This is a genomic window from Chthoniobacterales bacterium (assembly GCA_035274845.1).
Classification (GTDB): domain Bacteria; phylum Verrucomicrobiota; class Verrucomicrobiia; order Chthoniobacterales; family UBA10450; genus AV80.
On sequence record DATENU010000022.1, the window covers coordinates 40,610 to 52,212 of the forward strand.

An 11,603-nucleotide genomic window follows, 5' to 3' on the forward strand; every position below is an offset into this window, starting at 1 on the left:
ACCTCGACAGCCATGGAAATTTCAGCGCGCGCCGCCCAATTGACCCCCTCTCTCACCTTATCCATCGACAGCAAGGCGAAAGCGATGAAGGCGGAGGGAATCGATGTCTGCGGGTTCGGCGCGGGCGAGCCGGATTTTGATACGCCCGACCATATCAAGGCAGCGGCCATCGCAGCCCTTGAGGCGGGCTTCACCAAATACACGCCAAGCGCCGGGTTGCCGGAATTGCGCCAGGCGATCGCGGAGAAACTCGAGGCCGATAACCAGATCAGCTACCGCGCCAGCCAGATCGTGGTCAGCAGCGGCGCCAAGCATTCCTGTTACAACGCGATCCTGGCCACCTGCCAGGCGGGCGACGAAGTCCTCATCCCCTCGCCCTATTGGGTCAGCTACCCCGACATGGTGCGCCTGGCCGGCGCCGAGCCCGTGATCGTGCCGACGACCGAACGCAATGGCTGGAAAATGCGCGCGAGCGATTTCGAAAACGCCATGACGCCGCGCACGAAGATGGTGATTCTCAACAGCCCCGGCAACCCCTCCGGTTCGGTTTACACCCGCGAAGAACTGGAAGCGATCGTGGAAGTCGCCGCGGAAGAAGATATCTACATTCTCTCGGACGAGATTTACGAAAAGCTCGTCTACGACGATGCGAAGCACGTCAGCGTGGCCTCGCTTTCGCCGGAGGCTTACGAGCTCACCATCACGGTCAACGGTTTCAGCAAAGCCTACGCGATGACCGGCTGGCGGCTCGGTTACCTGGCCGCTCCGGAAGCAGTCGCGAAGGCGGTGGACAATATCCAGAGCCACAGCACTTCCAATCCCTGCTCGTTTGCGCAAAAGGGCGCCGTCGCCGCCCTCAAAGGCGACCAGCAGCCGCTCGCCGACATGCGCGATGAGTTCGGGATGCGGCGCGATTACATGTTCGACCGGATCACCAAGATCCCGAACATCACCGCGGTGAAGCCGGAAGGCGCGTTTTACATTTTGGTCAACATCAGCCAGCTCGGCCTCAGCTCGCAAAACTTCGCGGATCGTCTGTTAAGCAAAGCCAATGTGGCCATCGTCCCCGGAGCGGCTTTCGGAGACGATCGGACCGTCCGGCTCAGCTACGCGACCAGCATTGACGTGATCAAAAAAGGCCTGGACCGGTTCCAGGACTTTTGCCGGACGCTGTAACGATTTTAGATTTCAGATTTCAGATTTAAGATTGGGCGGCGGCGCCTTACACAATCTGCAATCGTCACTCTGAAATCTGCAATGCCAACCGGCCACCTCGCGCTCATTCTTCACGCGCATCTCCCGTTCGTCCGGCACCCGGAGCACGACGAGTTTCTCGAGGAAGACTGGCTGTTCGAGGCGATCACCGAGAGCTACCTCCCGCTCCTCGCCATGATGGAGCGACTTCTGCGCGACCAGGTCCCGTTCAAGCTGACGATGACGGTGACGCCGACGCTTTGCGCGATGTTGCAGGACCAGCTCCTGCGCGAGCGTTACGCGCGGCACCTCGACCAATTGATTGATCTGGCCGGGCGCGAGATCGAACGCAACCGCGGTGACGAGCGGCTGCGCGCCTTGGCGGAATTCTATCACGCCCATTTCTCCGAATGCCGGCATCGCTTCACGGAATGGAACGGCGACCTGCTCGCTGTCTTCCGCCAGATGCGCGACGCGGGCTGCCTCGAAATCATGGCGTCCGCCGCGACCCATGGATTGCTGCCGCTGCTCCAGGCTTCTCCCGAAGCGGTCCGCGCCCAAATCCTGATCGGCTGCGATTCGTATCGTGCCGCCTTCGGCGCCGACCCCGCCGGGTTCTGGCTGCCGGAATGCGCCTATGCGCCCGGGCTGGAGAGGATCATGCAGGCGGCGGATTTGCGGTGGTTCATCATCGACGCCCACGGGATGATGTTCGGTCAGCCGCGCCCGCGCCGCGCGATTTACGCGCCCTGTTACACGGCGGCCGGCCCCGCCGCCTTTGCGCGCGACCGGGATTCGAGCCGCCAGGTCTGGAGCGCGGCGGAGGGATATCCCGGCGACCCCGCATATCGGGAATTCTATCGCGACATCGGGTTCGAACTTCCGCCCGAATACATTCGCCCGCGCTCGGCATTGCCGATACGCAAGTTCTCCGGAATCAAATATCACCGGATAACCGGCCGCGCCGGGGAGAAGGAACTTTACGATCCGGAAGCTGCCGCCCGGGCCGCGGAAGCACATGCGTCCCATTTCCTCGCCATGCGCCGCCAAAAAATGGACGAGCTCCGCGCCTTGGACTTCGATCCGATCGTAGTGGCGCCGTTCGACGCGGAACTGTTCGGCCACTGGTGGTTTGAAGGGCCGCAGTTTCTCGAGTCGTTTATTCGCCAGGCAGCCCACGGTCATCAGGATCTGCGGCTCACGAGCCGAGACGCATATGGCCAGCGGGATTTCCAGCTCACGACGCCCTCCGAATTTCTGACCAGTCATCCGACGCAACAAACCATCGCGCCCGCCGCTTCGAGCTGGGGAGAGAATGGTTACCTCGGAGTCTGGCTGGATGAAACGAACTCCTGGATTTATCCACACCTTCATTCCGCCGCCCGGCGCCTCACGAAAATCGCTCGCGCGGCGACGTCGGATGGCCGCGAGTTGACGGACCGCGTGCTCAAACAACTTGCTCGCGAACTCCTCCTCGCCCAGGCGAGCGATTGGGCCTTTCTCATTAAGACCGGAACGGCCAAGCACTACGCAACGAAACGCGTGACCGATCACCTGCTGCGTTTCAATCGCCTTTACGACGACTTTGTCGGCGGCCACGTGGATGAGGGGTTTCTCGCGAATTGCGAATGGCGCGATAATATTTTCCCCGAGGTAAATTGGCGGCGATACACTTGACCCTGCCGCCTTGTCGAGCGAAGTCGAGACACCCCGTGACGGCAGCGCTACTCAGCAACCCAGGAATCATCTACGGGGTTCCTCCACTACGCTCGGAATGACCCGAAAGATTGCTTTCACCTTATTGGTCGCCTGGCTGGCTGGAACTGCCGCCGGCCAGGACTCGACCCCCGCGGCGACACCCTCTCCGGCGGTCCGGAGCGTTCGGATCAGTTTCGTGCCCCCTCCGCTGGATGGAACGATCAGCCTCGGCATTTACGACGCGAAAGGAAAGCTCGTCCGCGTTCTCTTCCGCGAAGCGGACATTAACGAGTTTACCATCGGGCACGATGCGCTCTCGACGACGTGGGACGGAAAAGATGACGCGGGTGAAAATGTTCCGGCGGGAAAATACAGCGCGCACGGCTTCGTCGTCGGCGACCTGAAGATCGAGGGCGTCGGGTTTTCCTTTAACGATTGGATCAGCTCGCCGGACGCGCCGCGCTTTTCCCATATCCGCTCGCTCGAATTGCGGGATGACGATTTGCTTCTGGGGGTGGATTTAGTTCCACCGGGAGTGGGACACGTTCTCTACAATCTCTCTGGCAAATCGATAAAACTGAAAGACACCGATCCCGATTCCACCGCGTCGTCCACTACCAGCGAGCCTGGCGCCGGTGACATCGATCCGGTTATGTCCATCGCGGGGCGCGACGGCACCCGCTGGGTGATCGATCGCACCGAGAAAGGTTCGAGCACGACCGAGCTAAAACAGTTTTCGGCCGGCGGCGAATTCCTCCGGCGTCTCCCGATTTCCCCGAATGATCCCCAACCCAAAGCCGTGGCGGCCTCGAAGACCGAGGACAAGATCTATCTCCTCGAAGAAAACAGCGCCTCGCAGCGCTTGCGCGAGCTAAGCCTGGTGGCGACCAAGGCGGAGGGCGCCGAGCAGCCGGTTTCGGAATGGAAAGTAGATTTCGAGAAATGGATTTGGTCGCACAAGGATTTCTCCGTGGTGGATGGAAAGCCGGTCGCCTCTTCCGCGCAGCCGGCCGCTCCGGAAAAGCCGAAAGCAAAATTACTGGCGAACCCGCTTCTCAACGATGACCGGGTTACCGTGGAGCTAGCGGTCGGTCTCGATGCCGACGGCAGTTTCTTGAAGGCAGCCGACGGCCTGCCGCTCTGCACCATCAGCGAAACGCAAGAGCTGGTCCGCGCTCTTCTCTACCCGCATGGAGCTACCAGCCTTGATGTCTTTCAGGATGACGGCGCGGTCGTCGAACAATTCCGGGTCAGCAACGTGGACCAGATGATGAGCTTTGATTGCGGCGGATTTGAATTGAAATGAGCCCCTCGCCCCGCTGAGATTCGCCGATGCCGCGCGACATTGTTTACTTCGACCTGGAAACACAGCGGACCGCGAACGACGCCGGCGGCTGGGCGCGCAAATGCGACATGCGCATGTCGGTGGGAGTAATCTACAGCACAGCCACCGGCCGATACGAAGTTTTCGGCGAAGCCCAGGTCGACCAGCTGATCGAACGGCTGCGACGCGCCGATCTGGTGGTCGGCTTCAACATCCTGAACTTCGATTATCACGTCCTGATGGGCTACACGATCCTCGATTTGATCGAGGAATTAAGGACCGCCGATCTGATGGCCGACATGGAAAAGCGGATCGGGCATCGGCTTGGCCTCGACGCGATCGCGCACGCGACCCTGGGGATTCAGAAAACAGCCGCAGGCCTGGACGCTATTCGCTGGTGGCGGGAAGGGCGGATTATGGAGATCGCCGAATACTGCTGCTTCGATGTGAAGGTGACGCGGCTCGTGCATGAGCACGGTTGCCGGCATAAGGAATTATTCTTTCACGATCGCTTCGCCCAGAAGCAACGAGTGGAGCTCGATTGGGCGCACCTGGATGAGCTGGAGCCGGCCTGCCCTCAGGCGGCGTGAGCGTCGTTCGCCTTGTAGGCTGTCCCGTCCTGCCCCGTTTTTCATAAAGTGGGGCAAGTTTTCAACTTGCCCGCCAAGCAAAGCGCAAGTTGAAAACTTACGCCACTATCAATCCGCCGAGGGGCCGATCCACCTATCTGGCCGCAAGAGCGGCTATCTGATTGCTGCGGACGGATCCGGTTACGGGATGTTGTAGGCTTCGACCAACCCCACACCGGTGGTGCCGCTGTTCCCGCGCACGACTGCGGTGTACGACCCCGGCGCTAAAGTTTCCACGAGCGCTGCCTCCTCGGCATGACCGGGAGCAAGCCCGGCTGCCTGAATCTGGGTGCTTTGGGCCGGGTCGTCCTGCCAGTTATCGTCCGAGCGAATAACCGTCCCGCTCGAATTAACCAGGTCGAGCGTCGGATTGGCCAGGAACCCCGAAACCCCAAAGTCACCCAAGGTCGGCCCGAGCGCCCTCACCAGAATCTTGAGAGTTCCTCCGTTACTCGGCCCCACAATGAGTCCGGCAATCATGACGTTGTCCTCCACATCCACAAATCCCCGCGTGCTGATGTTCCCCAGTTTTGACGCCGCGGCCGAGTCCAGATCGTAGACTTCCACCAGGCCAGTCCCGGTCGTGTTGTTGAGTCCGCGGACGACGGCGGTGTAGCCCTGGTTCGGCGTCAGCGTCCAGATAATAGCGGACTCCGCGGGGTCGCTTGGCGCCAGCCCGGTGGCTGAAATCTCCGCTTGCTGCGTGGAGTTTTGCCAGTCGTCGTTACTCATCAGGAGAGTACTGCCCTGGAAAAGGTCGAGCGTCGGATTGGCCAGGGCGCCGGGAACGCCAAAGCCGGTGAGCGATGGCCCGATCGCGCGAACGATCACGCGTTTGCCAGCCGTGCCGGTGGCAATCATTCCGCCAATCAAAGCGTTGTCCCCGGTCAGAATGCGGAGCCGGGTAGAGATATTCCGCAAAGTGGAAGCGGGCGGCGTTGGCACGGTCAAGACGGTGGAGGCGCCTGAATTATTAGTGAAAGTCGCGGCGCCTGAGGTTACGGAATAATCGGCCGCATTGTTCGTGCTCATGGTGCTGCCGCCCGTAAAGAGCAGCGCGGAAGTAGAGGTGGAGGGCAACGCTCCGCCAAAGGGCGGGGCAAAATCTCCGTCCATATCATTGTCTATCGTTCCGGTGTTGGGGCCGGTGTAAGAGGCGCCGCCCCAGCTCACGGACCAATAAACAAGTCCTCCCTTCTCATAGCGCAATCTGCCCGCGGCGAGATAACTGGCGGGAATCGGGTTCGTCATCGTGAAGTCCGTCGTGATCGGCGTGCTCTCGTAGTTTGCAAAACTGGAGGTGGCAATGAGGATGCGTTTAAGCGCGCCACTGGTGACATTCGACGGAAACGTAATCAGGGTGACCGGGTTGTTTCCCGCGGCGTCGACCACCACGAGTTGAGCGCCGGTGATCAGATTTTGGCCCGCGAAGCGCATCCGCAACTGGACCGCCTGGGCGGTGGTGTCTCCGTTCACCCCGCCGATCACCTGTTCGATTTGCATGAAGTGAAAGGTGGCGTGAGCTGGGACCGCCAACGCCAGAGCGGCGAGCGCGGCGAAAATTCGCAGGCTGCGCGTGGACGCAGCAAGAAGACGATAAGTTTTCATGGCATAACCTCCGTGAAGCTGATGGCGCAGGGCACGTCGCTCAAAAGTACGAAACGGGCAGCCGCTTCTCAAGCCTGGAATAGATTGGAGGCGGCCTGCCCCCAGGCCGTGGGCTCTTGGGCTGCCGGAACGCCGCGCAACTCTCCGGCACGAAGGCGTGCCGGCTCCATTTACCCGGGAGTTGCATTGCGTTCCGGCGTGCAAAGTCCACGGCCTGAGGACAGGCCGCCTCCAATCCGGTTTCGCCTTTGCTCCTCTGAATGCCCCTAGTCACCGCCCGCAATCTTTGTTAGTTAAGCCCCTAATGTCTTCCGAGCTTCAGCAAACTCTCGCCCGGAGCGCAAGCGTCAGCGGCACGTCCTTGCACACCGGGGAAAAGGTCATGCTCAAATTGCAGCCGGCTCCGGTCGATTCCGGCATCAAGTTCAAACGCAAGGACCTGGAGGAGGAACCAACCATCGACGCGACGATCGCCAACCTGAAAACGGTCGAGCGCGCCACGACGATTGGGGAAGGGTCGATGCGGGTTCACACTGTTGAGCACATCCTCTCCGCCCTCGCGGCCATGGGAGTCGATAACGCCGTGGTGGAAATGGACGCCAACGAACCCCCCATCGGGGACGGCAGCGCCCGGCCCTACGTGGAGCTGATCAAGAAAGCGGGCACGGTCGAGCAGGAGACTCCACGGCGGGTTTTCGAGGTGCGCGAACCGATCCACATCGAGATGAAGAACGGATCGCTCCTCGTCGTGCTTCCCGATCCGAAATTTCGCATTTCCTGCACCCAGGCCGGACCGGGCGGGCAATTCACCCAGTTCCTTTCCACCGAGATCACCCCTGCCATCTATGAGCGGGAGATCGCGCCGGCGAGGACATTCGTGTTTTACGAAGACGTCCAGGGACTCATGGACAAAAACCTGATTAAGGGCGGGAGCCTCGAGAACGCGATCGTCGTCCGTGGCGACGCCGTCCTCAGCAAGGAACCGTTGCGATTTCCTGATGAATTCGTGCGCCACAAGATTCTCGATATCGTGGGCGACCTCGCGCTTCTTGGGCAACGCATTCGCGGCCATGTCATCGCGGTCAAACCCGGGCATGGCGCTAACGCGGAGCTGGTCCGCGCTCTGGCCCGCGAAGTCGCGCGTTCGGCGCCGGTGTTGCAACCGCACACTTTTCCGGCGGGCGAAGGCGGGCTCGATATCAACGAGATCATGGAGCTCTTGCCGCATCGTTATCCTTTCCTGATGGTCGACCGGATCGCGCGGTTCGAGGGCGAAACGAAATGCATCGGCGTGAAGTCGGTCACGATTAACGAGCCGTTCTTCGCCGGTCATTTTCCGGGGCACCCGGTCATGCCCGGCGTCCTCCAGGTCGAAGCGATGGCGCAGGTCGCCAGCGTCCTGATGTTGAAGCTCACCAAGAGCGCCTCCGGACGGCTCGGCTATTTCGTGAGCGCGGACGAAGTAAAATTCCGCAAACCGGTTTTCCCCGGCGACACGCTCTTCATTTCCGCGGAGTTAACGAAAACGCGCGGCAAACAACTGGCGCGATTGAAGTGCAGCTGCTCGGTCAACGACACGGTTGTCTCCGAATGCGAGCTGATGCTGAGGCTGCTGGATCAATGAGCGACGTGCAAATTCACCCGACCGTGATCGGGTTTTGTTGTAGCGACGGCGCTCTGTCGCCGTTCACAGCTGAGGTTGCAATTGACGCGCCGAAACGCCGACTGAGCGGCGTCGCTACAGCTCGCCCTGCAACAGTTCATCGCCGAGGTGACTATGAGTGATGCGCAAATTCACCCCACGGCCATCGTGGATCCGAAGGCGGAGATCGGGGCCGGCGGAATTATTGGCCCGTATTGCATTGTCGAAGCCGGCGTGGTCCTCGGGCCGGACTGCTGGCTCCAACACCACGTCACGCTTTGCGGCCCGATGACCGCCGGCGCGCGAAACAAATTCTACGCCTATTGCTCGATCGGCCAGCAAACCCAGGACCTGAAGTATCAGGGAGAGCCGACCTATCTCGAGATCGGTGACGAAAACTCCTTTCGCGAGTTCGTCACCGTAAATCGCAGCACGACAGGCGCGGGCAAGACCCGCGTTGGCAGTCGCGGAAATTTCCTCGCTTACAGCCACATCGGCCACGATTGCACCGTCGGCGACGCCGTGGTCTTTTCGAACAACGGAACGCTGGCCGGGCATGTCCAGGTTGGCGACCACGCCATCATGGGCGGGCTGACGGCCGTGCATCAATTTTGCCGGATCGGACGTTACGCGATTACGGGCGGCTGCTCGAAAATCGTGCAGGACATTCCGCCGTTCATGATCGCCGACGGCAACCCCGCGAAGGTGCGCGGAATAAATCTGGTCGGCCTCGAACGAAGCGGCTTTCCGGCGGAGAGCGTCAAGTGGATCAAGGAGGCCTTCCGCCTGATTTACCGGTCGAAGTACAACACCCGCCAGGCCATTGAAGCGATCCGCCAGCAACTTCCCTCGAGCGTCGAGATCGATCAGATCGTCGAGTTTATCGAGAAGAGCGAACGCGGCATTATCCGTTAGCCGGCCGGCGCGGAGAAAGTGAATGGTGATGAGTGACTGGTGAATGGGAGTCTCCATTCACCGATCACCAGTCACTATTCACAGTACCGTTCGGGGAGCACGGCCGCCTATGGCCGGCGAGAGGAGGTGGATCGGCCGCTCCGCGGGCGATAAGAACGGCGATGCGGACAAAACGATCGAGCGACGGAGCGCTCGATCCACCTAAGGCACGTTGTAAATCTCAACTAGGCCGATTCCGGAGCCGCCGCTCTTGCCGGCCAGGATGGCGGTAAAAGCGCCTGGCGGGAGCACCGCGTAAATTCCGGATTCCTTCGCATGCTGGGGAGCGAGGTTATGGGAGCTTAACTGAGAAGCTGAGGAGGGATCGTCCTGCCAATCGTCGTTCGAGATCATGAGGGCGCCGTCCGCATTGCGCAGCTCGAGAGTCGGATCGGTCAAGACCGGACTAAGGCCAAACTGGGCCAGCGACGGCCCAATCCCGCGCACCACTATTTGGCTGGTGCCGCTGCCGCCGCCGAGAATGAACCCGCCGATCATGACGTTGTTCCCGGTCTGCACCAGGCCGCGGGTGCTGATGTTGGCGAGTTGCGACCCGGTCCCCTGGCTTGTGTCGTAGAGTTCGACCAGACCGACGCCAACGCCGTTGTTTTTTCCGGCCAGAACCGCGGTGTAAGCGGCCGGCGCGAGCGTGGCGACGATGCCTGATTCCTTTGGATCGTGAGGGGCGAGGCCAAGAGCGCTAAGTTGAGCGGCCTGTTGGGGGTTGTCCTGCCAATCGTCGTTTTGGAAGATCAAAGCGCCACTGGCCGCCCGCAGTTCCAGGGTTGGGTCAGCCAGCACATCGCTCAAGCCGAAACCGGTCAGCGACGGCCCAATCCCGCGCAGGACCACCTCCTTTGACATATTGCCCGTGATAATGAAACCGCCGATGAGAACGTTGTCGCCGGTCTCGACCCGCAAACGCGTGGAGATGTTTCCCAGAGAGATCGGGGTGATAGTTGCGGTTGGAGTGGGTGTCGGCGTTAGAGTTGGTGCTGGGGTCGAAGTTCCGGTCGGAGTTGGTGACGGCGTCGGAGTTGGCGTCGGAACAGGAGTTGGCTGCACTTCAACTGAGCCGATGTCGATCCGCCCATTGAAGATACGCGCGTAACCGGTGCCCCGCTGATCGGACGAGGGCGGTGGTGTAAAGTTGGGGTCGCCCGCGTTGATGGCTGGGCTGCCGCTCAGCGGCAAATGGGTCAAGGTCGGACCGCCGTTGTTCTGAAGCGGACCAAGCACGGGATTGGTGTTGACCTGGTCACCGCTGCCGGTCAAGAAGCCACCGCCGTCGTCACTACTCAGATTGTAACCCTCCGAGGTGACGGTGGCTCCGCTGCTGAAAATGTTGGCGCCCGAGGCGCCCGCGTCCAGGATCGTATTCCCAATCTTAAGAATGCCGCCAGTGTGATGGATTCCGCCGCCGTTTCGGTTGGCCCTGTTGCCGCTGATTGTGCTGTTCGTAATCGTGAGCATCCCATTACTTCCACCCTGGCTGATTCCGCCGCCGTCTTGGTTGGAGAAATTGCCGCTGATCGTGCTGTTGACGATCGTCAGCGTTCCGCTGCTAGCGATGCCGCCCCCGGTGCCGGATTCGTCGCCACGGGCCTGGTTGCCGCTAATGGTGCTGTTGGTAATTGTCGCATCGCTGCAAACGATGCCGCCGCCCGTGCCGGAGCCTACGAAATTTGAGAAAGCACTGTTACCGCTGATCGTGCTGTTAATAATCACCAGCGGTCCGCCGAGGATGCCGCCCCCGTCAAAGACAGCTTTGTTATTGGTGATTTTGCTGTTGATGATCGTCATTTGCCCTCCCGCGATGCCGCCACCACGCCCTGTCGGAAAGCCAAAGCTGAAGGTCGCCCAATTGTCAGTGACAATGCTATTGACGATGGTCAGCGTTCCGAAGCTGGCGATGCCGCCGCCGCTGTCGCCAGCGTCCATGACGTTATCCGAAACAACGCAATTATCCATGGTCAACGTCGCCTCGTTGAGCAGACCGCCGCCCGGTTCCCCACTGGCGCTCCCGTTGCTGATCCTGAGGCCCTCTATTGTGACAGTGTGGCTGGGCAGGATATGAAAGATACGAAAGTAAGTGAGCGAATCTGCTCTCACCACCGCGAGGAGATCTGGACCTGGGCCATCGATGGTAATGTCATTATCAATCACCAATTCATCGCTAGTCAGGATGATGGTCTGGCCGTTAAGCGCGGGATCGAACTGAATCGTATCGCCGTCGTTCGCTGCGGCGATGGTACCGCGGAGAGAGCCCGTTCCGCTATCCGCCGTGCTCGTGACGATGAGCGTCGCTCCTTCAGCGCTTCTAACGAACGCCAGCGCTAGACACAGAGTAGCGAAGGCGATGAGACGGAGGAGGAACAGGCGCATCCTCGCTAAATTTACCGCATAGGCATCCCCGCAGCGAAACCTTTTTTCGGCGATAGGAATATTTATCCGCCCAAGCATCATGCTAGCGACCCGGTATGGGACGCCGGGCCACTCCAAAGTGATCGGTTTACAAAGTTGGCCAGCATTTGCTGAAACCCTTCAAGGCTCG

General features: G+C 60.5%; 8 protein-coding genes. 6 read left to right on the forward strand and 2 right to left on the reverse strand.

Annotation, left to right across the window (positions count from 1 at the left end; genetic code table 11):
- Positions 1–12 precede the first annotated feature (12 nt).
- From VJU77_16530 to VJU77_16545, 4 genes are all read left to right on the forward strand, one after another.
- Positions 13–1,176, forward strand: coding sequence for a pyridoxal phosphate-dependent aminotransferase (locus VJU77_16530; protein ID HKP04960.1), 1,164 nt, complete (start codon positions 13–15; stop codon positions 1,174–1,176).
- An 81-nt stretch (positions 1,177–1,257) separates the two neighbouring features.
- Positions 1,258–2,871 carry a 1,4-alpha-glucan branching protein domain-containing protein gene (locus VJU77_16535; protein HKP04961.1) on the forward strand — a complete coding sequence of 538 codons (1,614 nt, stop codon included), beginning with the start codon at positions 1,258–1,260 and terminating at the stop codon, positions 2,869–2,871.
- Between the two features lie 97 nt (positions 2,872–2,968).
- Positions 2,969–4,198, forward strand: coding sequence for a hypothetical protein (locus VJU77_16540; GenBank protein ID HKP04962.1), 1,230 nt, complete (start codon positions 2,969–2,971; stop codon positions 4,196–4,198).
- A 26-nt stretch (positions 4,199–4,224) separates the two neighbouring features.
- Entirely contained in the window at positions 4,225–4,806 is a 582-nt protein-coding gene (locus tag VJU77_16545; GenBank protein HKP04963.1) for a ribonuclease H-like domain-containing protein, read from the forward strand.
- 180 nt (positions 4,807–4,986) lie between these two features.
- Here the strand turns inward: VJU77_16545 and VJU77_16550 are convergent, their stop codons facing one another.
- Entirely contained in the window at positions 4,987–6,453 is a 1,467-nt protein-coding gene (locus tag VJU77_16550) for a hypothetical protein (protein HKP04964.1), read from the reverse strand.
- Between the two features lie 304 nt (positions 6,454–6,757).
- Here VJU77_16550 and VJU77_16555 point away from each other — a divergent pair, with 304 nt between their 5' ends.
- Positions 6,758–8,077 carry a bifunctional UDP-3-O-[3-hydroxymyristoyl] N-acetylglucosamine deacetylase/3-hydroxyacyl-ACP dehydratase gene (locus VJU77_16555; protein ID HKP04965.1) on the forward strand — a complete coding sequence of 440 codons (1,320 nt, stop codon included), beginning with the start codon at positions 6,758–6,760 and terminating at the stop codon, positions 8,075–8,077.
- A 153-nt stretch (positions 8,078–8,230) separates the two neighbouring features.
- Entirely contained in the window at positions 8,231–9,010 is a 780-nt protein-coding gene (gene lpxA, locus VJU77_16560) for an acyl-ACP--UDP-N-acetylglucosamine O-acyltransferase (GenBank protein HKP04966.1), read from the forward strand.
- A 201-nt stretch (positions 9,011–9,211) separates the two neighbouring features.
- On the opposite strand, the gene VJU77_16565 is transcribed toward lpxA, so the two are convergent.
- Positions 9,212–11,434: a right-handed parallel beta-helix repeat-containing protein gene (locus tag VJU77_16565; GenBank protein ID HKP04967.1), complete on the reverse strand. Its 2,223-nt coding sequence runs from the start codon at positions 11,432–11,434 to the stop codon at positions 9,212–9,214.
- Between the last annotated feature and the right edge of the window lie 169 nt (positions 11,435–11,603).

What these genes read in the sequence shown, in the direction of transcription:
- VJU77_16530 (HKP04960.1), top strand. Translation starts at nt 13, where the DNA reads ATGGAAATTTCAGCGCGCGCCGCCCAATTGACCCCCTCTCTCACCTTA.
- VJU77_16535 (HKP04961.1), top strand. Translation starts at nt 1,258, where the DNA reads ATGCCAACCGGCCACCTCGCGCTCATTCTTCACGCGCATCTCCCGTTC.
- VJU77_16540 (HKP04962.1), top strand. Translation starts at nt 2,969, where the DNA reads ATGACCCGAAAGATTGCTTTCACCTTATTGGTCGCCTGGCTGGCTGGA.
- VJU77_16545 (HKP04963.1), top strand. Translation starts at nt 4,225, where the DNA reads ATGCCGCGCGACATTGTTTACTTCGACCTGGAAACACAGCGGACCGCG.
- VJU77_16550 (HKP04964.1), bottom strand. Translation starts at nt 6,453, where the DNA reads ATGAAAACTTATCGTCTTCTTGCTGCGTCCACGCGCAGCCTGCGAATT.
- VJU77_16555 (HKP04965.1), top strand. Translation starts at nt 6,758, where the DNA reads ATGTCTTCCGAGCTTCAGCAAACTCTCGCCCGGAGCGCAAGCGTCAGC.
- lpxA (HKP04966.1), top strand. Translation starts at nt 8,231, where the DNA reads ATGAGTGATGCGCAAATTCACCCCACGGCCATCGTGGATCCGAAGGCG.
- VJU77_16565 (HKP04967.1), bottom strand. Translation starts at nt 11,434, where the DNA reads ATGCGCCTGTTCCTCCTCCGTCTCATCGCCTTCGCTACTCTGTGTCTA.